This window comes from Shimia sediminis (assembly GCF_003990645.1).
In the GTDB taxonomy this organism is placed as follows: domain Bacteria; phylum Pseudomonadota; class Alphaproteobacteria; order Rhodobacterales; family Rhodobacteraceae; genus Shimia; species Shimia sediminis.
Genome location: NZ_RYZK01000002.1, coordinates 454,854 through 477,376 on the forward strand (window position 1 = coordinate 454,854; position 22,523 = coordinate 477,376).

Here is a 22,523-nt window from a genome sequence, read left to right on the forward strand (position 1 = left end):
CTGGTTCGCGTTTGAACCCAGTGCCACGCAACTCACGTGGACAAGAATAATTCCCTGTTTAAGTTGTGGTCTGCGATCTAAATCTAACAGGCTAGAAAGATACAGGAACACTTCGTGTTGTTAAGAATAGTTTTAATCTTCGCGTTCTCAGCGTTCGGCTGGCTGACGATGACATATCTTGTCATGCTTGCTGCCCAAAGGTTTGTTAATCGCCTCGCTGCCATGGCTGTCGGAACTGCTTCGGCTAGCACTTTGATCTGGGGCATTATTTCGGTTCGCGACCATTGTGACAGGGAACCAAACTACGTTCCCCCGAAACCGGGTGACGGCGGCGAGGGGCTGGCCGTTTTTCCATGTGACGCGCCACTCGGGACCGTTATTTACATCTTCACAGATGTAGTTGGGCCTCTTACTGCTTTGTGCTGCCTTGCGCTATCTGTGTACGTTGGCTTTAGAAAGCCAGCCTCGTAGCTTCGTGCGCTCCGAGAGACTATCGCAATGCACTAACAGGTGTTTGTCACTTACTAGTCCCCGTGGACCGTATAACCGTCTCCCCTAACAACCACACCCTCACCCCCATTGGCCTCCCCTCTCACATATGCCATCACTCCCCCATGACCCTCACGCTGCTCCACACCTCGCCCGCCCATGTGCCTACTTTCTCCGCACTCGCCGACCGCATCGCACCGGGCATCGAACTCACACAAATCGTCCGCGAAGACTGGCTAAAACAGGCCCGCAAGCACGGCCTCCGACAATCCCTACGCGATGAGATCACCGAAACCGTGTCCAGCGCCAAGGGCCCCGTGATCTGCACCTGCACCACCATCGGCCCCGCCGCCGCCGCCGCAGGCGCGATCCGCATCGACGCCCCCATGATGGCCGAGGCCGCCCGCATCGGCGGACCGATCCTCATGGTCTATGCCCTGAAAAGCACCGCGGAACCGTCGCTCGCCCTGCTGGAACAGGCGCTCGCGGAAACCGGCACGCCCCAGACCGTGCACCCCCTCTCGCTGGCCGAGTTCTGGCCGCTCTTCGAGGCAGGCGAACACCAAGCCTTCACCGCCTGCATCGCCGGAGGCATCCGACACGCCGTCGCGCAGACCCAGATCAAATGCGTGGTCCTCGCACAGGCCAGCATGGCAGGCGCCGCACCTCTTGTGGCAGATCTGAACCTCCCGATCCTGACCTCCCCGGAACTGGCTCTGCGCGCCGCGCTCGCGAAATAGAGACAAAGGATCTCGCACCCCCCAGTCTTCATCTTGCCAAAAATACTCAAAAACAGGCTCAGCTCTGCTGAGCCACGCCCAACGCGGAGGCATCGCGTCAGCGATGCGGACAAGGCGGGAGCGCTACGCCCTCACGTCCTTGGGCGAGCCCATCACCACATATGACGTAATTGCATGCACCTGCGGCAAGGTGCCGAGCACATCCGTATGAAACGCCTTATAGGCCTCCAACGACGCGGCTTCGACCCGCAGCAGGTATTCCACCGCGCCGGTGATGTTGTGACACTCCCGCACTTCCGGTGCGCGCGAAATCGCGCGCTCAAAGGCCTCCTGCGCGGCCTTGGTATGGGCGTTCAGGCCGACGGTCACATAGGCCACAAAACCACCACCCAGCGCGTTGCGATCCAGCACCGCGCGGTAGCCCTTGATGATGCCGCTGCGCTCCAGCTCCTGCACCCGCCGCAGACAGGCCGAGGGCGACAAGCCAACCCGGTCAGCCAGCTCCAGATTGCTGATCCGCCCGTCGCGGGACAGCTCTTGCAATATTCGGTCGTTGATTTGGTCCAGTTTCGTCATTTGTTGTGAAATTAACGCCATCGCGCACAAAAACGCAATTCTCGACCGTCAAAAACGCGCTATTCCTTCACCCATGACCTATGACCTCCTCACCGCGCTCGCGGGCTTTGCCCTCGTCTCGTCCATCACGCCGGGACCAAACAATCTGATGCTGATGGCGTCGGGTGCGAATTTCGGTTTTCGCCGCAGCATCCCGCACATGCTGGGCATCGGCATCGGTTTCACGGTGATGGTGGTTCTGGTGGGCATCGGGCTGATGGGCGTCTTTGATGCCTTCCCGATCACGCACCTGATCCTCAAGGTGCTCAGTGTGAGCTACCTCTTTTGGCTGGCCTGGAAAATCGCCAATGCCGGTGCCCCAAAGGGGTCCGAAACAGAAGGTCACCCCATGACTTTCCTGCAAGCGGCGCTGTTTCAGTGGGTTAACCCCAAGGCCTGGACCATGGCGCTCACCGCGATCACGCTGTATGCGCCGGATCGCAGCCTTGTGGCGGTCCTGCTGGTCGCAGCCGTTTTTGGGGCCATCAACCTGCCCAGCGTCAGCACATGGACACTGATGGGCCAGCAGATGCGCCGCCTCTTGACCCGACCCGCCCTGCTGATCGGTTTCAACTGGACCATGGCCGCGCTCTTGGTTGCGTCGCTCTACCCTGTGCTCTTCACCGGCTGACGCAGGATCGTGCGCAGTTTTTCAGGGGCAACACGACGCGGGTCCGACAGGTAGATCTCGTGGTGCGGGCCGTTAAACGTCAGACCCTGTTCCGGCATCAAACGGCCGTGCAGGTCAGCCAGCGTCGGAGCCTCATCCGTGTAGGGACCAATGTGCAGAATTTGCAGACTGTCCCCCTCTTCGATCTCATCCGCCGTCACATCCATCAGGCGGCTGATATCCGCCCCCTTCTTTTCCAGCTTTGCCGCAACCGTTGCCCGCACTGCGTCCACCTCTTCACCGGTCACACCCTCCGGCATCCGCAACATCGCGCGCCATTGCCACTGGGCTCTGTCCCCTAACACGAAAGCCGCCGGATCGTCGGCCCACCAAAGCGCCTCGAGCGGTGGCACCACAAAATCCGCGCCACGGGCCTTGGCTGCGAACTTTATGCCATAGGCCAGCGGGTACAAAACCCCCAACGCCGCCGCGTAGCCCGGGCCATTCGGATCGCCCTGTCCTTCGATGGTCAGAAAGCACATGCGCGGCACCTGAACCCGGTCCCAACGACCGGCCTTGCCGGAATACAGCGGTTTGTCGATCTTCTTGAAATCCAGTTTGCCCATGACCCACTCCGGCTGCGCCGCGCGACACGTTTCTAACACGACATCCTGCCCGAAACTGACAGCAGAAGGTTTGCAGTTTCGCACACCGTTTTTTCGCGCATTCTTGCAATTGCTCAGCGTCACAGTCATATAGCGAAGCGCAGCACTGTCAGGGACCAGATAATGACCAACTATCTCGACTTCGAAAAACCCTTGGCCGAAATCGAAGGCAAGGCCGAGGAACTGCGCGCACTGGCGCGTCAGAACGAAGAGATGGACATCACAGATGAGGTCGCGGCGCTTGACAAAAAGGCTGCAGACCTTCTGACCGAGCTCTACAAAGACCTCACGCCCTGGCGCAAATGCCAGGTTGCGCGTCACCCCGAGCGCCCGCACTGCAAAGACTATATCGACGCGCTGTTCACTGAATACACGCCACTGGCGGGTGACCGGAACTTTGCCGATGACCACGCGGTCATGGGGGGCCTCGCACGGTTTGACGGCAAGCCGGTGATGGTGATCGGCCACGAAAAAGGCAACGACACCAAATCCCGTATCGAACGCAATTTTGGCATGGCCCGCCCCGAAGGCTACCGCAAGGCGATCCGCCTGATGGAGATGGCGGACAAATTTGGCCTGCCGGTGGTCACATTGGTCGACACCCCCGGCGCCTACCCCGGCAAAGGGGCCGAAGAGCGTGGCCAATCCGAAGCCATCGCGCGCGCGACCGAAAAATGCCTGCAGATCGGCGTGCCGCTGATCAGCGTCGTGATCGGCGAAGGTGGCTCGGGCGGGGCAGTGGCCTTTGCCACGGCCAACCGCGTCGCGATGCTGGAACATTCCGTCTATTCCGTGATCTCTCCCGAAGGCTGCGCCTCGATCCTGTGGAAGGATGCCGAGAAGATGCGCGAAGCGGCCGAAGCCCTGCGGCTGACGGCACAGGACCTCAAGCAGCTCGGCGTTGCCGACCGCATCATTGACGAGCCCAAGGGCGGCGCGCACCGCAACCGCACCGGCACGATCGAAACCGTGGGCAAGGCGATCAAGGGCATGCTCACGGAGATGGACAACCAGGGACCCAAGGAATTGATCCAGGCCCGCCGTAAAAAATTCCTGAAAATGGGTGAAAAAGGTCTCGCGGCCTGATCTTCCTCTTGTCGCGGACCGGCGCTAGGCTGCGACCATGTTGGGAATCCTGAGCAACACCACATTCCGCCGTTTGTTTGCCGCACAGGTCGTGGCCCTGATGGGCACCGGCCTGTTGACCGTGGCGCTGGGGCTCCTGGCCTATGACCTCGCGGGCGACGCGGCGGGGGCTGTTCTGGGCACCGCCTACACGATCAAGATGATTGCCTATGTCGGCCTGTCCCCCATCGCCGGAGCCATTGCGGCAAGGCTGCCGCGCAAGCAGCTCTTGATCGCGATGGATCTGATCCGGGCTGCGGTGGCACTGTGCCTGCCTTTTGTCGATGCAATCTGGCAGGTTTACCTGCTGATCTTTCTCTTGCAGTCAGCATCGGCCACCTTCACCCCCGCCTTTCAGGCCGTCATCCCGGACGTTTTGCCGGAAGAGGGCGACTATACCCGCGCCCTGTCCCTGTCGCGGCTGGCCTATGACATCGAGAATCTGATCTCGCCGGCATTGGCGGGGCTGTTGTTGCTGGTGATGGATTTTCACTGGCTCTTCGCAGGCACCGTTGCCGGATTCTTGTGGTCCACGGCCCTGATCCAGATCTCCAGCGTTCCACCGCTGGGTCAGGACACCACGCGACCGTTCCGCGAACGGGTGACACGCGGCAGCTGGATCTACCTGAACACGCCCCGTCTGCGCGGGCTTCTGGCCTTTAATTTTGCCGCAGCAGCCGCCGGGGCCTTTGTGCTGGTCAACACCGTGGTCATGGTGCGCGCGATCTATGGTTTTGGCGAAACCCACCTTGCCTATGCCATGGCGGCCTTTGGTGCCGGGTCGATGGCCGCAGCACTGTCTATCCCGCGCCTGCTGGACCACGTGTCCGACCGGCGTGTCATGAGCCTTGCCGCCATCGCTGTGTCGCTTGTCACCCTGCTGCACGGCCTGATCTACGCCACCCAAGGCCCGCTGGACTGGCCCGCATTCCTGTTCCTCTGGGCGCTCATCGGCGTGTTCTATTCCGCAGTATTGACCCCCTCAGGCCGCCTCTTGCGCCGCTCCGCCCACGCTGAGGATCGCCCCGCCGTCTTCACCGCTCAATTCGCGCTCAGCCATGCCTGCTGGCTGATCACCTACCCCCTGGCCGGATGGATGGCCAAGCTGGTCTCGATCCCGGTCGCCCTTGTCCTGCTTGGGGTTTTGGCGTTGCTCGCAACACTTTTGGGTCTGTGGCTCTGGCGCCCCGGTTCCGACGCCGCGCTGGTGCATGAGCACCCGGATCTGCCAGAGACCCATCCGCATCTGCAAGAGCACCACGGCCAGCGGCACCACACACACGCCTTTGTCATCGACGATGAGCATCGCGCCTGGCCCACGCAGGGGTAGTTGGGGGGCGTTTCGACGCCTATCGGACCCTCACACCGTCCCACAATCCCTCTGACGCCATACCCGCATCAGAACGCCGCGATTGAATGATCCGGTGGCGGCTTTTGGGGACGAAGTGAGCTTTCGCTGCGACTGCGCCAATGTCCGTGGTGCCGTTCCACATGCTGATGCTTCAGACCGGATGGATTAATCGCGCCCCGTCCAAATACACCTGTTTCCATTTGATGATTGAATAGGATTTCCTGAGACCTGTGGGCCAGAACGGGTCTTCAAGCACCAGTTTCTCCACCTCATCCTCCGACGCAGCGTCAACGATCCACAAACCATCGCGGCCTTGTCCTGCGCCATCTGACAAAGGGCCTGCTGCCTCGATCTTAGCCGAGTTCCGCTCCAGGAAATCGAGGTGCTTCGCCATGTGACTACTGCGGATGTCAGGATCGGCATCCGGTGAATCCTCGAACAGGATGATGAACTTCATTTTCTCGCCTCCACAAATCAACCTGCATATATTAGTGCCACATCAAATCCGCAGATTGTCCCACAAAAGATGGCGGGTTAGTCTGCAAGAATGCAGGATCACGACTGGAACGACCTTAAGTATCTTTTAGCACTTCACCGCATGGGAAAGCTCACGCATGCGGGCCGAACGCTTGGGGTCAGCGAAACGACGGTGGCCCGTAGGATCAAGGAAATCGAGCAGGCCTTGGAAACGATGCTGTTCGTACGCAGTGCCAATGGACGCTACGAACCAACCGACGCCGCGCTCGAAATCCTGTCGCACGCTGAAACCATAGAGGCTGCGAACGCAGCGATAAGAGCAGTAGCAGGCGAGAACGCACATCACGTCACAGGCCGTGTTCGGATAAGCTCGGTACCGATCATAGTGAACCACTTCCTCGTGCCTGGCCTGGCCGCTTTAGAACGTTTGCATCCAAACCTCACCATCGAGCTGGTTCCCTGCTCGGAAAACCTGGATCTGTTTAAACGTGAGGCAGATCTCGCGGTGCGTTTTGCGCGTCCATCTGGTGGAGGTTTGCGGACAAGAGCGCAAAAACTGGGCGAGCTTTCATTTGCGGCATATGCCGCAAGTTTCACCTCCTCACTTGAAAACGAGAAGTTGAGATGGATCACCTATGACGAGGCACATTCGGACTTGCCGCAAGCGCGTTGGCTTGAAAACGCCGCGAAGCCTACCGGAATGCGCTCAACTTTGAGAATTGCGGATGCAGAGACGGGCATGCAGGCCACAGCGGAGGGGCTTGGAAAGACGCTTTTGCCCCGCGCGATTGCATCGGGCGATGCGCGATTTCGAGCAGTCGAACTAGAAGGGGGCGTTAAGTACCCGACCAGAGAGGTCTGGATGTTATCGCACGTTGACCAAACATCGAGATTGTCAATCACAGCCGCTAAAGGCTGGCTGACCAGTCTGGACTGGGATTGAAACGCGACCTGAAAGCTGCAGTTCGTACATGGCGCAGCTGTCCCCATGCACCGCGCGCCGCGTTAATCCGGCAAATCCAACCACCCGACACCGACGCAATACCGACGTGATACCGACGTATTACCGAACGCGGTTTTCCCTTGAAACGCTGACGTTAAGCCCGATTCGCCGCCCCTGCGCCGAAACTGCGGCGCACGGTGGGGCAAGGTTTCGGTCATCACCGCACCAGCATCTTCAACCCTTGGGTCACATCCGAGCGCACAGCAAGCCGCAAACCCGGCTCATCCCCGGCCTTGAGTGCTGCGATGATCAGGCGATGGAAATGCGGCGGTTCGCTTTTGCGGAACCGGCTGTACAACGCCCGCATGGTCGGCCCCAGCTGCAGCCAGACGGTCTCGGCCATGGCCAGCATGGCAGGCGCCTGCGCCCGCAGATAAAGGGTGCGGTGGAACTCGAGGTTGGTGCGGATATAGCTGACAGCGTCACGGTTCTCGACCGCCTGCGCCACATTGCCATTGATCGTCTGCAACCGTTCAATCAGCGCCATATGCGCGCGCGGCAGGGCACGGCTGGCCAGCTCGACCTCCAACAGCGCCCGCAGGGCCGCCAGCTCTTCGATCCGATCACTGGTCAGCTCCGGAGTGGACACCCGCCCCGAGCTGGACAGAAACAGCGCGCCCTCGGCCACCAACCGCCGTACCGCCTCGCGGGCCGGGGTCATGGAGACGTCAAACTCTTTGCCAATACCGCGCAGGGTCAGCGCCTGTCCGGGGGCAATTTCGCCATGCATGATGCGGGTGCGCAGCTGTCGATACACACGATCATGTGCCGAGCTTGAAGGGTCCGTGGGTCGGGTGTGGGTCAGCATGTCTCAAATGTGATCACAAACCGCATCCGGGTCAATCGCCAAATCGGAACCGGTGCAGCGTCTCACCCTTTTGCCGCAGCCAGGCGCGTTGCTCTTGATAGGGGCCGTGAATGTCCTCAACCCTTGCCCAGAAGGCCGGGGAGTGGTTCATCTCGGCCAGATGGGCCACCTCGTGGGCGGCGACGTATTCCAGAACCGTTGCCGGGGCCATGACAAGCCGCCAACTGTACATCAACGCCCCGTTTGAGGAACACGACCCCCATCGCGACCGTGTATCGCGCAGGGTCATCCGGCTGTAGCCGCGGCCAAGCCGCTCGGCGTAGCGGTCGGATGCCGCCGCAAGGCGATCACGGGCGATCTGCTTCAGAAACCCCTGCACGCGCGCCGGAACCCTGTCAGCCTGCCCCGGCACCAGCAAACGCCCCGCATCCACCTGCACGGAACGCCCAGTACCGGGCGCGATCAACAGCGGCCGCCCCTCTACAAGGATCTCCTGCCCGAGGCTCACCACAACCTGCTCTGGTCTCTGCGCCAGTTGACCGCGAATCCAGGTCTCTTTTTCGCGGACGAAACTCAGACCTTCACGTTCAGGCACACCCTGGGGCAAAGTCAGCGACACGCGCCCATCCAAACGCGATACCCGCAAGGAAATACGACGCGCCCGCGCCGATCGGCGCAAAACCACCGGAATCGGCGGTGATCCGGGAAGGAAGTGTTGCGACATGCGCTCTCCTGACCATGTAGGGCGCGATACCCTTTGACACGCCGCATCTGTTATGGCAGTTGGCCCGAACTGTCGACAAGACTCATGAGAATCTAAAGGGGATTTCCAATGCCCAAAGAAGAATGGGGCGTCAAACGCGTGTGCCCGACCACTGGCAAGCGCTTCTACGACCTGAACAAGAACCCAATCGTCAGCCCCTACACCGGGGAAACGATTGAGATCCACAGCGGCAAGAGCCGCATGATCGAGGCCGACGCAGAAGATGCGGCGACGCTGAAGGCCAAGGCCGCTGACGCGACGGATGGCGACGATCTGCTGGATGACGACGACTCGGTTGATCTGGAGCTCGATGACGCTGTTCTGGACGACGATGATGACGACAATGTCTCGCTTGACGAAATCGCAGACGTTGCATCAGAGGACGACGAAAATTAATGCCAAGGGGGCGGGTTTTTTCGCTTGATCCCGCCCCGGCAAGCGCCTAAATAGGCGCGCACAAGCAGAGATGCTTGCAGGTTTGGGGCCTTAGCTCAGCTGGGAGAGCGCTACAATGGCATTGTAGAGGTCAGGAGTTCGATCCTCCTAGGCTCCACCAAAACCTCTTATTTACAAGACATTGCGCGTTGGCGATTTGGCTTGCTTCAGCATGCGCCACAGGGCGTCGCGCGACGCCCGCTGATTTTCCAAAGCCATGCGATTTCTGTGTACGCATCCCCTGCGGCGTCTGCAGAGTGCGGGTGTTTACTTTGCAAAGAATGAACAATAGCTTCGCTGGCGTAGACATCTTTCGAGAAGCATTGTTCTGATGACCCTGACATCGCGCATTTTCGCAGTTTCACCTCCGCCTCGCGCCTAACAGTTTGTGTGTGACGTGCCGAGGCACGCCGCACATTTTCTGTTGCGAGACGCTGCATTAGGCAAAATCAATCCTGCCTGAACGGCCGGGAGAATTGTGTGTGCCGCCTCGCCTCATAATCCCTTTCATTTCGCAGTCGTAGTGAACGCCACCCTCAGGATGTGCCTGTGTGTCGTCACCCGGCTGCTCAGAGGCAATCCTTATGCAAAAATTATCTCCTCTGTTCGTTCTCAGCCTGTCTGCCACTTTACTGATGCTGGGCGTCGGCATGATCGTGGCCCTGCTGCCGCAGCGCGTCTTCGATATGACCGGATCGCTCGAAAGTGTGGCGCTGGTCGCCTCGGTCTTCGCGCTGGCGTATGTTCTGGCCCAACTGCCGATCAGCGCGTTTTCAGACCGGCTGGGACCAAAGTGGTTTCTGGTCGCTGGCTATCTGACCTGTGCCGTTTCGGGCGTCATCTTCTATTCCACCGAAAGCGCGGGCGGCGTGTTCCTTGGGCGGGCGGTACAGGGCCTTGGTGAGGCGTCTATCTGGGCGCTGGGTCCCGCCGTCTTGTCATTGGCGTACCCAACGTCCAAAGGCCGCGCCATTGGACTTTACAACTTTGCGATCCATGCCGGTTTGACGGCGGGGCCGCTGTTGGGCTTGTTCCTCGCCCCGGATGGGTTGGGCCGCCTGCCCTTTCTGGTCTTTGCGGTTCTATGCGCGCTTTCCGGGGCCTGCGTTCTGTTTTTCCTGCGTCCCACGCGAGGGGCGGTTGGTCCCTCTCGGCTGAGCACCCGCCAGTTTCTGGATCTGTTTCGCCAAAGACGGATCGTAATTCTGTTGTTTGGCGTGCTGCTGTATGGCGCTGGCTATGGTGTGTTTCTGACCGTTCTGCCCGTGTCCCTCGCAGCAAGCCACGGGTTCGACGCCACCGCCACCAGTCTGCATTTCGTCCTGTTCTACGCGGCCATCAGTCTTTCGCAGGTCGTTGCGGGGACAGTTTCGGACCGCATCGGACGCCCGGGCTTTCTGGTCTGGGGCATGGCGCTGGCGGCCATCGGATTGAGTGTCCTGCCGCTGTTTTCAGGAATGTTGGTGTACCTGCCTCTTGGACTGGCAGGTATCGGGCTCGGGGTGTTTTGTGTGGCATCAATTGCCGAGTTGAATGACCTCGCGCCGGACACACTCAAAGGGGCGGTTTCGGGAGGGTACTATTTCTTCTGGGGCATTGGGTATGTGCTCGGCCCATTGGTTTTGGGCGTGGTGGGCGCGAGCACCCCAGTGGTCGGGTTCTCCGCGCTTTCAGCGTTGTTTGGTATTCTGGCTCTGACCCTTAATCACAATCGCGCGTGACCACTTGGATGAACATGCAGGCACCCGCTCACTTTCGGGTGGGTGCCTGCGCCTTGTGATCCTCAGGTCTCAGCCCGGTTCACCCATCTCTTTCAAAGCCGCCAACAGCGTCGCGATCTCTTGTTCGGTGTTGTAATGGCAGAGAGATATCCGGATGCAATCCGTCAGCCCAAGCGGGTCCAGGACATTGCCGCTATAGTGATCCGCCTTTCGGGTGTGAGTGCGGATACCCTGATTGTTCAAGTTGGTCACAACATCCGGCGAGGCCATGCCGTCGACCACTATTGAAACCAACCCCTCGCGGGCAGGGTTGTCTGCCCCCGCAAGAATGGTGATGTGATCCATGTCGCGCAGCCCCGGCAGGTTGCCGGTTCCATTGATCATCGCGTCTGTCAGGTGGGTCTCATAGGCATGGATCGCACGACCCGCAGCTTCGATCCGGGCGCGGGGGTCGGTTTCGTCCGTGATCTCGCCACCCAGCCAGTCGAAATAGGCCACCACGTCCGAAATCGCGGCGTAGGCGCCGGTGTCGCGGGTGCCAAACTCCCAGCCTGTCGCAGGCGCGTCGATCAACATGTCATGCGGCAGCGCGGTCATCCGGTCCGAAATCCAGGCGATGCCATATCCGTGGCGCGAGAACATCTTGTAGGGCGAAATCGCGTAGCCATCGACATTGTACGCGGCAAGATCCATCTGCCCGTGCGCCGCGTGCTGAATACCGTCCACGATGATGAAACAGTTGGGTGACACCGCGCGAATAGCCTGAGAAATCGCCGCCACATCCATGCCCATCCCCGTTACGGGCGAGGCATGCAGGATCGTTGCCACCGCCACGTCCGGCGTCATGAGCCTGGCGTAGTCTTCGGCAGTGACCCTGCCAGTCGCATCATCGTGGGGCACGTTCACATAGTCCAACCCGGCAATCTCTGCCCATCGCCGCGCTGCACTGCGGCTGGCTGGGTGCTCAATGGACGAGCCGATGACCTTGGCACCTTTTGGGGCCGCCACACACGCCGTGCGGATCACCCGAAACAGCAATTCGGTCCCGCTCTCTCCGGCAAAGAATTGCCCGCTTGGCGCATTCATCAACACGGCCAGGTCCGCTTTGGCCTTGTCGATGGTGGCGACGAGCGCATGTGCTGCTGGGTTGTCGCGTCCCTGGTTGTCGGGGATGGCGGCATAGGTGGCGGACGTCTCAACCACCTGCTTGAGTGTCAGAGCCCCTCCGGCATTCTCGAAAAAGATGCGTTCGCCCTGAAACGGACAGCTGTCCACGTGAGCAAAGCGATCGCGAATGGCAGTGATCAGTGCGGGATTATCTTGGATTTTCATAGGTCTCGTCCGGTTTCAACGCGCAGGGCCGATTTGATAAGCGCGTGTCACGGTCGAGGTGTCAAGCTGCAACGTGATGGTCACGCTGCAGCCCGGTTTGTTTCTTGGCCAAGGTCCATCAGTTCCCCAGAATACCCGGCAGCCGCAGCCCTTTGTCCCGCGCGCATTCAACGGCGTCTTCGTACCCTGCATCCGCATGGCGCCAGACACCGCTGGCCGGGTCGTTCCACAGGACTCGTTCCAGCCGTTTCGCCGCCGCATCAGTACCATCGGCGCAGATCACCACGCCCGCATGTTGGCTGAACCCCATGCCAACCCCGCCCCCATGGTGCAGGCTGACCCAGGTCGCCCCCGAGGCCGTGTTGACCAAGGCATTCAGCAAGGGCCAGTCCGACACCGCGTCCGAGCCATCGCGCATCGCCTCGGTTTCGCGGTTGGGCGAGGCCACGGACCCCGAGTCCAGATGGTCACGCCCAATCACCACTGGCGCTTTCAACTCACCAGTTCGGACCATCTCATTGAACGCCAGCCCCAATCGGTGCCGATCACCCAGGCCAACCCAGCAAATCCGCGCTGGCAGCCCTTGAAAGCTGATCCGCTCGCGCGCCATGTCCAGCCAGTTGTGCAGGTGCGTGTTGTCCGGCAACAGCTCTTTGACCTTTTGGTCGGTCTTGTAGATATCCTCGGGGTCGCCTGACAATGCCGCCCAGCGGAAAGGCCCCACACCCCGGCAGAACAGCGGGCGGATATAGGCAGGCACAAAACCGGGGAATGCAAAGGCATCTTCCAACCCTTCCTCCAGCGCCATCTGGCGGATGTTGTTGCCGTAATCCACCGTCGGCACGCCGTCATTGTGGAACGCCACCATCGCTGCAACCTGCACCTTCATCGAGGCCCTTGCAGCCGCTTCCACCTCTTTCGGCGCGCTTTCCTGCTTGGCCTTCCACTCGGCCAATGACCACCCCTGCGGCAGGTAGCCGTGGCGCGGATCATGGGCCGAGGTCTGGTCGGTCACGATGTCCGGACGAATCCCGCGACGTTGGATTTCCGGGAAAATGTCGGCGGCATTGCCCAGCAGACCTACGGATTTAGCTTCGCCCGCTGCCGTCCAACGCTCGATCATCTCCAGCGCCTCGTCCAGTGTCTCGGCCTTTTCGTCCAGATACCTGGTGCGCAGACGGAAATCGATGCTGTCCGGATTGCACTCGACCGCCAGACAGCAGGCCCCGGCAAACACTGCGGCCAGGGGCTGTGCCCCGCCCATGCCGCCAAGACCACCGGTCAGAATCCATTTGCCTGTCAGGTCGCCGCCATAGTGCTGACGTCCCGCCTCGGCAAAAGTCTCATAGGTGCCCTGAACAATGCCCTGCGTGCCGATGTAAATCCACGAGCCAGCGGTCATCTGGCCGTACATCATCAGACCCTTTTTATCGAGTTCGTTAAAGTGATCCCAGTTGGCCCAATGCGGGACGAGGTTCGAGTTGGCGATCAACACACGTGGCGCGTCAACGTGGGTGCGCACCACAGCAACAGGACGCCCCGATTGCACCACCAGTGTCTCGTCCTCTTCCAGATCTTTCAGCGTGGCGACGATGCGGTCGAAATCCTCCCATGTGCGCGCCGCCCGGCCAATACCGCCATAGACCACCAGTTCGTGCGGGTTTTCGGCCACATCCGGATGCAGGTTGTTCATCAGCATCCGCATTGGCGCTTCGGTCACCCAATGTTTGGCGTTCAGCTCGGGGCCGGTGGGTGGAAATACATCACGGATGTTCTTGCGGGGATCGCTCATTGGGGTCTCCAGTCGGACAGCATTTCGAGGATTTGTGTAAGGGTCTTGCGCAGCCCTTGGGCCTTGGGGTTGTCCCAGGCCCAGGGCGGGCTTTCGTGCATATATGTGGACTGGGCGAGCTCCATCTGGATCGCGTGAACACCGTTTTCAGGTTCGCCATAATGCCGCGTGGTCCAGCCGCCCTTGAAGCGGCCATTCACCACGGTCGTATACCCGGTCCCCGCACGGCATATGGCCTCAACGCCTCCTGCCAGATCGGGCGCGCAAGTCTTGCCGCTATCGGTTCCGATGTTGAAATCCGGCAGGGTGCCCTCAAACAGAAAGGGAATTTCAGACCGGATCGAATGACAGTCGTACAGGATCGCGAACCCATGTTTGGCGCGAACACGGTCAACTTCGGCCCGCAGTGCAGCGTGGTAAGGCCGGTGATAGGTCTCAAGCCGGCGCTGCGTTTCCGCGGCATCCGGCTCATGCCCCTCAGCGTAAATCGGTACCCCGTCAAAATCGGTCACCGGGCACAGGCCCGTTGTGTTCTGCCCGGGATACAAGCTCTGCCCGTCGGGGTCGCGATTGACATCGATGACATAGCGATGCACCGGCGTGCGCACGGTTGTCAAACCCGGTATCAGGCCGCGATAGAGACGATCTATGTGCCAATCCGTATCCGCCAGCGCCCGCCCGGTGTCGTTGAAACCGTCCAAAATATCCGAGGGCACAAAGGTCCCCGTATGCGGCAGCCCCAAGACCATTGCACCTTCGCCACGCGTGACCTCGATCTCAGTCAATGCGGCCTCCATGGATACGGCTGTGCAGCCGGTTGAACCCGATGTGAAAGCTCAGCTCGGCAGGGTGCTCCGCATCCCAGACCGCCAGATCGGCTCGCATGCCCTCGGCCACAACACCACGATCAGTAAAGCCAAGCGCCTGCGCAGCGATCCGCGTTGTACCGGCCAAAGCCTCAGCCGGGGTCATGCCAAACAACGTGCAGCCCATGTTCATCGTCAACAAAAGGGACCCCAAGGGGGATGACCCCGGATTCCAGTCCGTTGCCAGTGCCATAGGCACGCCATGCTTGCGGAACAAATCGACCGGTGGGCGTTGCTGTTCTTTCAGGAAATAGAACGCGCCGGGCAGCAAGGTCGCCACCGCCCCAGCGCGCTTTAGGCATTCGACACCGGCCTCGTCGATATACTCCACGTGATCCGCAGACAGGGCCGCGAAGTCCTCAACCACCTGCGCCCCGCCGATATTGCTCAGCTGATCGCTGTGCAGCTTTACCGGCAACCCCAACTCGCGCGCCACGGCAAAAACTTTGCGCATCTGATCGGCGTCAAAAGCAATGCCCTCGCAGAACCCGTCCACGGCATCCACCAACCCCTCGGCATGGGCCTGCCGCAACGCCGGAAGACAAACATCTTCCAGATAGACCTCTGCATTCATCCCCTTGGGCACAGCATGCGCCCCCAGGAAAGTACACGTTACGGAAAGATCACGATGCTGAGGTATCTGCCGCGCCACGCGCAGCATCTTCAGTTCCGTCTCGACATCCAGCCCATAGCCCGACTTGACCTCAACCGTGCTGACCCCTTCTGCGATCAGAGCATCCGCCCGGCTCAGCGCGTCGCGCAGCAACTCAGCCTCTGACGCCTCGCGCGTACCGATCACGGTCGACAGAATTCCACCACCCGCGCGGGCGATCTCTTCGTAACTCGCACCGTTCAGGCGCATTTCGAATTCACGCACCCGGCTGCCTGCGAAAACCAGATGAGTATGACAGTCGATCAGTGCTGGCGTGACCAGGCGCCCGCCCAAATCCACACGTTCACATCCTTGCCAGTCAGAAGGCAGCTCTGCCTGCGGCCCCACCCACGCCACCTGCGTGCCGTCCAGAACAATCGCACCATCCGGGATCAACCCATAAGGAGCGCCCCCTTCGACCATCGTCGCAACATCGAGATTCTCTAGAACCCGCATCTTCGCACTTGCACCCCTTATTAAGTACGTACATAATATTTTTAAGTTCGACACAAGAGTCAAGAGGAAATGCCGTGCAAAAGATCGCTGCAAAACAGGTTCTAACCGACAAGGGCTGGCAAAACGATGTTACGATCACCATCAGGTCAGATGGGCAGATCGAGGCGATTTTCGCCGGAATAGAGTCTGATACTCCCACCCACGACCTCCTGCTTCCCGCCCCGACAAACCTGCACAGCCACAGTTTTCAGCGCGCCATGGCAGGTTGGACCGAGGCCCGAGGCCCCAACCCAAATGACAGTTTCTGGACATGGCGGCGACTGATGTACCGCTTCCTCGATCAACTCACCCCGGATCAGATCGAGGCCATCGCAACCCTCACCTTCATGGAAATGCTCGAAGCGGGCTATAGCGCCGTGGCCGAGTTTCACTATCTCCACCATCAGGTTGGCGGGCATGCCTATGCCGACCCCGCCGAACTGTCGCACCGCATTATCCGCGCTGCGGAAACCGCAGGCATTGGCCTGACCCTCCTGCCCGTTCTTTACCAGTTCGGCGGTTGTGACGCGCGCCCGCTCGAGGGCGGTCAAATGCGCTTTGGCAACACCCCCGACCAATTTGCCGCCCTGCACGCGAGCGCCGCCAAAGCGATTACGGTTGCGGACCACCACATCGGCACCGCCCCCCACTCTCTGCGCGCTGTCGACCGCGCGGGGTTACAAATGGCCCTGGACCTCACCCCCACCGGCCCCATCCATATGCATCTCGCCGAACAGACCGCCGAGGTGGACGAGGTTCTGGCACACCTTGGCGCCCGCCCGACCGAGTGGCTTTTGCAGAACGCCCACGTTGATGCGCGCTGGTGCCTGATCCACTGCACCCAGATGAGTGATACGGAAACCCGTGATCTCGCCACGACCGGTGCTGTTGCGGGCCTCTGCCCCCTGACAGAATCCAGTCTTGGCGATGGCATTTTCAATGGCGAGACCTGGCTAAACTCCAAAGGCAAACTGGGCATCGGTTCAGACTCAAACATCCACATCACGCTGTTTGAAGAGCTCAAGACCCTCGAATACAGCCAGCGCCTGAAAACCCGCCGTCGTGCCGTGCTCGCCACCGAAACGCTCTCGACCGGCCACCGCCTGTTTGCCGCGGCTTGCAACGGCGGTGCACAGGCCGCCGGACGTAACAGCGGCGGCATCCGCCCCGGCGCGCTGGCCGACCTGATCGCCATCGAGACAGACAATCGCTGGCTCAACAATTCAACAGGCGACCTTGCGCTCGACGGCTTGATCTTTACCGGCCACGGGCAGGACTGCATCACAGACGTCTGGAGTGCCGGGCGCCACATGGTGAAACAGGGTCGTCACATCCGTCAGGATCAGATAATCAGGGATTTCCGAACCGTCATGACCTCGCTAAAGGCCTCTGCGTGATCTCTCCTATGCGCCACAACTGGAAATCCGTCCGGGATGAGGTCGCTGCCCGCATCCTGCGGTCCGACTATGCGCCCGGAGACCGCCTGCCCCGTGATGAGGAACTGGCCGCTGAGCTGGGCTGCGCCCGCTCGACTGTCGTGCGCGCCATGCAGGACCTCGCCGACAGTGGCATCGTCGAACGCCGCCGCAAGGGCGGCACCCGTGTGCCCGCCAACCCCGTGACCCGCGCGACCTTTGATATTCCGGTCACCCGCTCCGAGATTGAAGCGCGCGGGCAATCTTATGGCTACCACCTCCTCGAACAGACCCCGGCACCAAGCCCTCTGCACGTCACCACCGCCTTCGGCCTCAGCGCGCCACAGGACATGTTGCATCTGCGCGCTCTGCACCTTGCCGACCAGAAACCCTATATTTTTGAGGACCGTTGGATCGCACTCAACACTGTGCCCGAGATCCGCGATGTGGACCTCACCACCCTCAGCGCCAATGAGTGGCTGGTCAAAAACAGACCCTATTCCCGCTGTACTGTGCGGTTTTACGCCACCAACGCCGGGTCGGATTATGGCCCGATCTTTGCCACCGATCCGACCACACCGCTTTTTGTGGTCGAGCGCACGACCTGGGTCAACGACGCCCCGATCACTTCGGTCAAGGCCATCGCCCACCCCGGATACCAGATGCTGACCGAAGTCGGCTGACCCACCCGAACCGATTGACCCTGCGACAGGTGCCTGCTATGCGGGGCACAATACCGTTGGGGTGCCATCTGGCTGAGAGGCGTTTACGTCGACCCATCGAACCTGATCCGGGCAATTCCGGCGTAGGGAACGGTCTTTAGTCAGACAGACGTTTTCCATGCCCTCGTTGCCCCCAAACCGGAGCGACGACTTGGTACCTATAGCCCTCACAATCGCAGGATCCGATAGCGGTGGTGGCGCTGGCATTCAGGCCGACCTCAAGGCGATGTCCGCCCTGGGTGTTTATGGCGCCAGTGTGATTACCGCGATCACCGCGCAAAACACCCAAGCCGTCACAGCCGTGCATGGCGTGCCTCTTGACGTGATTTCCGCCCAGATTGATGCGGTTCTCTCAGACCTCGATGTCGGCGCCATCAAAATCGGCATGCTGGCCACGCCCGAGATCATCCAGACCGTCGCCGATGGGTTGCGGGACTTCACCGGCCCCATCGTTCTGGATCCGGTCATGATCGCCAAATCCGGCGACGCCCTGCTGGCGCGCGAGGCCGTGCAAACCCTGCGCGAGGAGCTGCTGCCCCGCGCTACGGTCCTCACCCCGAACCTGCCCGAAGCCGCCGTTCTTCTTGACCGTCTCGTCGCCGAAGATCGCGAGGACATGGTGGGTCACGGGTTGGCGCTCTGCGCGCTCGGCGCAAAGGCGGTCTTGATGAAGGGCGGCCACGCTTCGGGTGATGTCTGCCACGATATTCTCATCGGTCCAGACGGTGTGCTCGCGGAAATGTCTGCCTCCCGTCGAGACACCAAGAACACACACGGCACTGGCTGCACTCTGTCATCTTCAATCGCCGCGGGTCTCGCCAAGGGCCTGCCGCTCACCCAAGCCGCCGAGGAGGCCCATGCTTACTTGCAAGGTGCCATCGCCGAAGCTGACAAACTGGGCGTCGGCCATGGGCACGGCCCCGTGCATCACTTCTACCGGGTCTGGGACGCGTGACGCTCTTTTCCATCATAGGGGCCGGTGTTGCCGGTCTGGCCGTGGCCTCGGAGCTGGTCTCGCGCGGGGTCAAGGTACAGGTCTTTGACCCCGGCGGATCGCCCGGCGCCCATGGTTGCTCGTGGTGGGCCGGCGGCATGCTTGCCCCGTGGTGCGAATATGAAAACGCCGAAGAACCGGTGCTGCGCCTAGGTCAACAAGCCATTGACTGGTGGGCCGATCGCACCCCGGTCAAACGCTGCGGGACGCTGGTGGTTGCCAGTGGCCGCGACCTCCCCGACCTGCGCCGTTTCGCACGCCGGACGGAAGGGTTCGATAAGGTCGAAAGGGCAAAAATCGCCGAGTTAGAGCCTGATTTGGCTGCTTACGGCAAAGGTCTGTTCTTCCCGGAAGAAGCCCACCTCGACCCCCGCAAGGCCCTGCAGGATCTCTATCGCGGACTGCAAGAGCAAGGCGTCGATTTCCATAAGAAACTCGCTCCCGCGCAACTCAAGAACGCCATCGACTGCCGGGGTCTGCATGCCCGCGAAATCCTGCACGACCTGCGCGGCGTCAAGGGCGAAATGCTGGTCGTTCGCTGCCCGGATGTGTCTCTAACACGGCCTGTTCGGCTCTTGCACCCACGCATGCCGCTTTACATCGTGCCACGTGGCGATGGCGTCTACATGCTCGGCGCCACCATGATCGAAAGCGAAGAATCGAGCCGCATTACAGCGCGTTCGATGCTGGAACTGCTCAGTGCCGCCTATGCCCTGAACCCCGCCTTTGGCGAGGCCGAAGTGCTGGAAATCGGCGTCGATCTGCGCCCCGCTTTCCCCGACAACCTGCCCCGCATCCGTCGGCTGGGCCACACAATCTATGCCAACGGACTTTTCCGCCACGGCTACCTACTCGCCCCCGCCCTGGCGCGTGGCGTTGCCGATCTGGCGCTTGAAAACACACATTCGGAGATGGTCGATGAAGATCGTGCTTAACGGAAATCCCCGCGAGGTGCAGGCGACAACGCTTGCCGACCTCCTCACCGAAACCGGCTTTTCCGGCCGCGTCGCAACAGCTGTTAACGAAGACTTCGTGCCGGCCACTTTGCGCCCCTCACACACACTCAACGATGGTGATCGGGTCGAAGTGCTCGCGCCGATGCAAGGGGGCTGACATGCGCACATTCTACGGCACTGACCTCCCAAACCCCTTGATGCTGGGCACCGCCCAGTACCCCAGCCCCGCGATCCTTGAACAGGCCTTTCGCGAAAGCGGCGCGGGTGTTGCGACGGTCTCGTTACGTCGGGAGGGTGCAGGCGGCGCGGGTCAAACTTTCTGGCAGATGATCTCGGACCTCAACGTCCTGATCCTTCCCAACACCGCCGGATGCCACACCGTGAAAGAGGCGGTCACCACCGCCCACATGGCGCGCGAGGTTTTTGGCACCGACTGGATCAAGCTCGAACTGATCGGTCACACGGACAGCCTGCAGCCGGACGTCTTCCAACTGGTCGAGGCCGCCCGCATTCTCACCGATGACGGCTTTCAGGTCTTCCCCTACACCACCGACGACCTGATCGTCGGCGAACGCCTGCTCGAAGCTGGATGCGAAGTCCTCATGCCCTGGGGCGCGCCCATCGGCTCGGGCCGGGGCCTCAACAACGAATATGCCCTCCGCGCCATGCGCGCCGAATTTCCCGACACGCCGCTGGTGGTGGATGCGGGCATCGGCCTGCCCAGCCACGCCGCCCACGCCATGGAACTCGGCTATGACGCGGTGCTCTTAAACACCGCCGTCGCCCGCGCAGGCGAGCCCGCCACCATGGCCCGCGCCATGAAGCTGGCGATCGAAGCCGGGCAACTGGCGCATCAGGCCGACCCCATCGAAGCCCGCGACATGGCCGAAGCCTCAACCCCTGTGATCGGAAAGGCGTTTCTCACATGACCCTCGACCGCTTCTATCCGATCTTCGAACACTCCGACTGGCTGCGCCGCATGCTGCCTTTGGGCGTGAAACTCGTACAACTGCGCGTGAAAGATCAGCCCTTGGAGTTCGTCCGCGAGCAAATCGCCCTCTCCCGCGACCTCTGTCGAAACCACGGCGCAGTGCTCGTCATCAACGACTATTGGCAAGAGGCCATCGACGCGGGCTGTGACTGGCTGCATCTCGGTCAGGAAGACCTTGATGAGGCCGACCTCAAAGCCATCCGCGCAGCCGGCCTGAAACTCGGTGTCTCCACCCATGACGATGACGAATTGGAACGCGTGTTGGCGATGGGCCCAGATTATGTCGCCCTCGGCCCGGTCTACCCCACGATCCTGAAAAAGATGAAGTGGCATCAGCAGGGCCTGCCCCGCGTCACTGAGTGGAAAGCACGGGTTGGCAACATCCCTCTCGTCGGCATTGGCGGCATGAGCGTTGAACGCGCCCCCGGTGTGCTCGAAGCTGGTGCCGATATCGTCTCGGCTGTCACCGACATCACCCTGAACGACGACCCTGAGGGGCGCGTACGCCAGTGGATCGAGGTCACCCGATGACCCGATACGCCCGCCAGACCATCCTGCCAGAGGTCGGCATCGAGGGGCAAAGCCGCCTCGCCTCGGCCCGCGTTCTGGTGGTTGGCGCAGGCGGTCTTGCGGCCCCGGTCCTGCCGCTCTTGGCGGGTGCTGGCGTGGGACATATCACGATTGTTGACGGCGACTCGGTGGACCTCTCCAACCTGCACCGCCAAACCCTGTTCACCGAGATTGATTGCGGTTTACCCAAGGCACAAGTCGCCGCCGACCGCTGCCGTGCCATCAACAGCGATATCAAGATCATTGGGCAGGAACAGTCTCTGAATCCAGTCACTGCAACGGCCCTCGTTACCGGTTGTGACGTCGTCCTCGACTGCGCTGACAGCTACGCCGCGAGCTACATTCTCAGCGACACCTGCTTAGCGCAAAACACCCCCCTTATCAGCGCGTCCGTCTTGGGCCTCGGCGGTTATGTCGGCGGCTTCTGCGGCGGCTCCCCTTCCCTGCGTGCCGTCTTCCCGGACGCCCCCGACAGCGGCGCAAGCTGCGCCACCGCAGGCGTCCTTGGCCCCGTTGTCGGCGTGATCGGCGCAATGCAGGCACAAATGGCCTTGGCGGTGATCCTGGGTCTCGATCCATCACCCCTTGGCCAGATGGTGCAATACGACGCCCGCACCCTGCGCAGCACATCCTTTCGCTTTGACGGCGCCCCTGAACCCGGCCACGGTTTCAGCTTCGTCGCCCCAGACCACCTCGGCCCCAAGGACGTGATCGTTGACCTTCGCGACACGGCCGAGGCCCCAATCCCGGCCCATCCAAAAGCCCAGCGCATCGCCCCCGGCCGCGTCGCCGCGACCCTCGACACATCCAATTCCCGCCTCGCCCTCTGCTGCGCCTCTGGTCTGCGCGCGTGGCGCGAGGCGGAAACCCTATCCCCAGATTGGCCCGGCGAGATCGTCCTCGTCGCTGCCTCCACTTCATGAAAAGGAAACGCAC

At 61.1% G+C, this 22,523-nt stretch carries 24 protein-coding genes, 1 tRNA gene and 1 riboswitch; of the genes, 16 read left to right on the forward strand and 9 right to left on the reverse strand.

Features of this window, described 5'->3' with window-relative positions; translation table 11 throughout:
* The first annotated feature begins 650 nt into the window (after positions 1-650).
* Positions 651-1,229 (forward strand): hypothetical protein, encoded by a 579-nt coding sequence (locus EK369_RS06730; protein WP_306461207.1) that lies wholly within the window; start codon positions 651-653, stop codon positions 1,227-1,229.
* Positions 1,230-1,352: 123 nt separating this feature from the next.
* On the opposite strand, the gene EK369_RS06735 is transcribed toward EK369_RS06730, so the two are convergent.
* Positions 1,353-1,805, reverse strand: coding sequence for an Lrp/AsnC family transcriptional regulator (locus tag EK369_RS06735; protein ID WP_127112929.1), 453 nt, complete (start codon positions 1,803-1,805; stop codon positions 1,353-1,355).
* Between the two features lie 73 nt (positions 1,806-1,878).
* Between EK369_RS06735 and EK369_RS06740 the strand changes: the two genes are divergently transcribed.
* Positions 1,879-2,475, forward strand: a complete 597-nt coding sequence (locus EK369_RS06740) for a LysE family translocator (RefSeq protein ID WP_127112930.1) — start codon at positions 1,879-1,881, stop codon at positions 2,473-2,475.
* Here EK369_RS06740 and EK369_RS06745 read toward each other — a convergent pair.
* Positions 2,451-3,080, reverse strand: a complete 630-nt coding sequence (locus tag EK369_RS06745; protein WP_127112931.1) for a GyrI-like domain-containing protein — start codon at positions 3,078-3,080, stop codon at positions 2,451-2,453. The genes EK369_RS06740 and EK369_RS06745 overlap by 25 nt on opposite strands.
* A 162-nt stretch (positions 3,081-3,242) precedes the next feature.
* Here EK369_RS06745 and EK369_RS06750 point away from each other — a divergent pair, with 162 nt between their 5' ends.
* Both EK369_RS06750 and EK369_RS06755 read left to right on the forward strand, forming a co-directional pair.
* Entirely contained in the window at positions 3,243-4,205 is a 963-nt protein-coding gene (locus tag EK369_RS06750) for an acetyl-CoA carboxylase carboxyltransferase subunit alpha (protein WP_127112932.1), read from the forward strand.
* Between the two features lie 37 nt (positions 4,206-4,242).
* Positions 4,243-5,574 (forward strand): MFS transporter, encoded by a 1,332-nt coding sequence (locus tag EK369_RS06755; protein WP_127112933.1) that lies wholly within the window; start codon positions 4,243-4,245, stop codon positions 5,572-5,574.
* A gap of 172 nt (positions 5,575-5,746) precedes the next feature.
* On the opposite strand, the gene EK369_RS06760 is transcribed toward EK369_RS06755, so the two are convergent.
* Entirely contained in the window at positions 5,747-6,052 is a 306-nt protein-coding gene (locus EK369_RS06760) for a YciI family protein (protein WP_127112934.1), read from the reverse strand.
* Positions 6,053-6,142: 90 nt separating this feature from the next.
* On the opposite strand from EK369_RS06760, the gene EK369_RS06765 reads away from it, so the two are divergent.
* Positions 6,143-7,015 (forward strand): LysR family transcriptional regulator, encoded by an 873-nt coding sequence (locus EK369_RS06765; RefSeq protein ID WP_127112935.1) that lies wholly within the window; start codon positions 6,143-6,145, stop codon positions 7,013-7,015.
* A 217-nt stretch (positions 7,016-7,232) separates the two neighbouring features.
* On the opposite strand, the gene EK369_RS06770 is transcribed toward EK369_RS06765, so the two are convergent.
* Both EK369_RS06770 and EK369_RS06775 read right to left on the reverse strand, forming a co-directional pair.
* The gene (locus tag EK369_RS06770) at positions 7,233-7,883 is read right to left on the reverse strand and encodes a GntR family transcriptional regulator (RefSeq protein ID WP_127112936.1); all 651 of its coding nucleotides are present in this window, start codon (positions 7,881-7,883) and stop codon (positions 7,233-7,235) included.
* A 31-nt stretch (positions 7,884-7,914) separates the two neighbouring features.
* Positions 7,915-8,607: a M48 family metallopeptidase gene (locus EK369_RS06775; RefSeq protein ID WP_127112937.1), complete on the reverse strand. Its 693-nt coding sequence runs from the start codon at positions 8,605-8,607 to the stop codon at positions 7,915-7,917.
* A 108-nt stretch (positions 8,608-8,715) separates the two neighbouring features.
* Between EK369_RS06775 and EK369_RS06780 the strand changes: the two genes are divergently transcribed.
* The 3 genes from EK369_RS06780 (at position 8,716) to EK369_RS06790 (ending at position 10,802) form a co-directional block, all read left to right on the forward strand.
* Positions 8,716-9,042, forward strand: coding sequence for a TIGR02300 family protein (locus EK369_RS06780; protein ID WP_127112938.1), 327 nt, complete (start codon positions 8,716-8,718; stop codon positions 9,040-9,042).
* 84 nt (positions 9,043-9,126) lie between these two features.
* Positions 9,127-9,202 (forward strand) — tRNA-Ala (locus tag EK369_RS06785).
* A gap of 463 nt (positions 9,203-9,665) precedes the next feature.
* A complete protein-coding gene (locus EK369_RS06790) occupies positions 9,666-10,802 on the forward strand; it encodes an MFS transporter (RefSeq protein WP_127112939.1) in 1,137 nt (378 codons plus the stop codon).
* A 69-nt stretch (positions 10,803-10,871) separates the two neighbouring features.
* Here the strand turns inward: EK369_RS06790 and EK369_RS06795 are convergent, their stop codons facing one another.
* From EK369_RS06795 to hutI, 4 genes are all read right to left on the reverse strand, one after another.
* Positions 10,872-12,134, reverse strand: a complete 1,263-nt coding sequence (locus EK369_RS06795) for an aminotransferase class V-fold PLP-dependent enzyme (protein WP_127112940.1) — start codon at positions 12,132-12,134, stop codon at positions 10,872-10,874.
* A gap of 118 nt (positions 12,135-12,252) precedes the next feature.
* On the reverse strand, positions 12,253-13,926 hold the full coding sequence (gene hutU / locus EK369_RS06800) for a urocanate hydratase (protein ID WP_127112941.1): 1,674 nt from the start codon (positions 13,924-13,926) through the stop codon (positions 12,253-12,255).
* Positions 13,923-14,723 carry an N-formylglutamate deformylase gene (gene hutG, locus EK369_RS06805; protein ID WP_127112942.1) on the reverse strand — a complete coding sequence of 267 codons (801 nt, stop codon included), beginning with the start codon at positions 14,721-14,723 and terminating at the stop codon, positions 13,923-13,925. The genes hutU and hutG overlap by 4 nt, the downstream gene beginning before the upstream one ends.
* Entirely contained in the window at positions 14,704-15,900 is a 1,197-nt protein-coding gene (gene hutI / locus EK369_RS06810; protein ID WP_127112943.1) for an imidazolonepropionase, read from the reverse strand. Before hutI ends, hutG begins: the two co-directional genes overlap by 20 nt.
* 74 nt (positions 15,901-15,974) lie before the next feature.
* Between hutI and EK369_RS06815 the strand changes: the two genes are divergently transcribed.
* From EK369_RS06815 to EK369_RS06850, 8 genes are all read left to right on the forward strand, one after another.
* Positions 15,975-17,336: a formimidoylglutamate deiminase gene (locus EK369_RS06815; RefSeq protein ID WP_127112944.1), complete on the forward strand. Its 1,362-nt coding sequence runs from the start codon at positions 15,975-15,977 to the stop codon at positions 17,334-17,336.
* Complete coding sequence (gene hutC, locus EK369_RS06820) at positions 17,333-18,037, forward strand: histidine utilization transcriptional repressor HutC (protein ID WP_235871354.1); 705 nt, start codon at positions 17,333-17,335, stop codon at positions 18,035-18,037. Before EK369_RS06815 ends, hutC begins: the two co-directional genes overlap by 4 nt.
* 47 nt (positions 18,038-18,084) lie before the next feature.
* A riboswitch (TPP riboswitch) is annotated at positions 18,085-18,183 on the forward strand.
* 44 nt (positions 18,184-18,227) lie between these two features.
* Positions 18,228-19,031: a bifunctional hydroxymethylpyrimidine kinase/phosphomethylpyrimidine kinase gene (gene thiD / locus EK369_RS06825; RefSeq protein WP_127112945.1), complete on the forward strand. Its 804-nt coding sequence runs from the start codon at positions 18,228-18,230 to the stop codon at positions 19,029-19,031.
* Positions 19,028-20,005 (forward strand): glycine oxidase ThiO, encoded by a 978-nt coding sequence (gene thiO, locus EK369_RS06830; RefSeq protein ID WP_127112946.1) that lies wholly within the window; start codon positions 19,028-19,030, stop codon positions 20,003-20,005. The genes thiD and thiO overlap by 4 nt, the downstream gene beginning before the upstream one ends.
* Entirely contained in the window at positions 19,989-20,183 is a 195-nt protein-coding gene (gene thiS, locus EK369_RS06835; RefSeq protein ID WP_127112947.1) for a sulfur carrier protein ThiS, read from the forward strand. The genes thiO and thiS overlap by 17 nt, the downstream gene beginning before the upstream one ends.
* Position 20,184: 1 nt before the next feature.
* Complete coding sequence (locus EK369_RS06840) at positions 20,185-20,955, forward strand: thiazole synthase (protein ID WP_127112948.1); 771 nt, start codon at positions 20,185-20,187, stop codon at positions 20,953-20,955.
* Complete coding sequence (locus tag EK369_RS06845; protein ID WP_127112949.1) at positions 20,952-21,548, forward strand: thiamine phosphate synthase; 597 nt, start codon at positions 20,952-20,954, stop codon at positions 21,546-21,548. The genes EK369_RS06840 and EK369_RS06845 overlap by 4 nt, the downstream gene beginning before the upstream one ends.
* Positions 21,545-22,510: a HesA/MoeB/ThiF family protein gene (locus EK369_RS06850; RefSeq protein WP_127112950.1), complete on the forward strand. Its 966-nt coding sequence runs from the start codon at positions 21,545-21,547 to the stop codon at positions 22,508-22,510. Before EK369_RS06845 ends, EK369_RS06850 begins: the two co-directional genes overlap by 4 nt.
* Positions 22,511-22,523 lie beyond the last annotated feature (13 nt).

Excerpts from the sequence above, each read along its gene's own strand:
- EK369_RS06735 (WP_127112929.1), bottom strand. The coding sequence starts at position 1,805 with ATGACGAAACTGGACCAAATCAACGACCGAATATTGCAAGAGCTGTCC.
- EK369_RS06740 (WP_127112930.1), top strand. The coding sequence starts at position 1,879 with ATGACCTATGACCTCCTCACCGCGCTCGCGGGCTTTGCCCTCGTCTCG.
- EK369_RS06745 (WP_127112931.1), bottom strand. The coding sequence starts at position 3,080 with ATGGGCAAACTGGATTTCAAGAAGATCGACAAACCGCTGTATTCCGGC.
- EK369_RS06750 (WP_127112932.1), top strand. The coding sequence starts at position 3,243 with ATGACCAACTATCTCGACTTCGAAAAACCCTTGGCCGAAATCGAAGGC.
- EK369_RS06755 (WP_127112933.1), top strand. The coding sequence starts at position 4,243 with ATGTTGGGAATCCTGAGCAACACCACATTCCGCCGTTTGTTTGCCGCA.
- EK369_RS06760 (WP_127112934.1), bottom strand. The coding sequence starts at position 6,052 with ATGAAGTTCATCATCCTGTTCGAGGATTCACCGGATGCCGATCCTGAC.
- EK369_RS06765 (WP_127112935.1), top strand. The coding sequence starts at position 6,143 with ATGCAGGATCACGACTGGAACGACCTTAAGTATCTTTTAGCACTTCAC.
- EK369_RS06770 (WP_127112936.1), bottom strand. The coding sequence starts at position 7,883 with ATGCTGACCCACACCCGACCCACGGACCCTTCAAGCTCGGCACATGAT.
- EK369_RS06775 (WP_127112937.1), bottom strand. The coding sequence starts at position 8,607 with ATGTCGCAACACTTCCTTCCCGGATCACCGCCGATTCCGGTGGTTTTG.
- EK369_RS06780 (WP_127112938.1), top strand. The coding sequence starts at position 8,716 with ATGCCCAAAGAAGAATGGGGCGTCAAACGCGTGTGCCCGACCACTGGC.
- EK369_RS06790 (WP_127112939.1), top strand. The coding sequence starts at position 9,666 with ATGCAAAAATTATCTCCTCTGTTCGTTCTCAGCCTGTCTGCCACTTTA.
- EK369_RS06795 (WP_127112940.1), bottom strand. The coding sequence starts at position 12,134 with ATGAAAATCCAAGATAATCCCGCACTGATCACTGCCATTCGCGATCGC.
- hutU (WP_127112941.1), bottom strand. The coding sequence starts at position 13,926 with ATGAGCGATCCCCGCAAGAACATCCGTGATGTATTTCCACCCACCGGC.
- hutG (WP_127112942.1), bottom strand. The coding sequence starts at position 14,723 with ATGGAGGCCGCATTGACTGAGATCGAGGTCACGCGTGGCGAAGGTGCA.
- hutI (WP_127112943.1), bottom strand. The coding sequence starts at position 15,900 with ATGCGGGTTCTAGAGAATCTCGATGTTGCGACGATGGTCGAAGGGGGC.
- thiS (WP_127112947.1), top strand. The coding sequence starts at position 19,989 with ATGAAGATCGTGCTTAACGGAAATCCCCGCGAGGTGCAGGCGACAACG.
- EK369_RS06840 (WP_127112948.1), top strand. The coding sequence starts at position 20,185 with ATGCGCACATTCTACGGCACTGACCTCCCAAACCCCTTGATGCTGGGC.
- EK369_RS06845 (WP_127112949.1), top strand. The coding sequence starts at position 20,952 with ATGACCCTCGACCGCTTCTATCCGATCTTCGAACACTCCGACTGGCTG.
- EK369_RS06850 (WP_127112950.1), top strand. The coding sequence starts at position 21,545 with ATGACCCGATACGCCCGCCAGACCATCCTGCCAGAGGTCGGCATCGAG.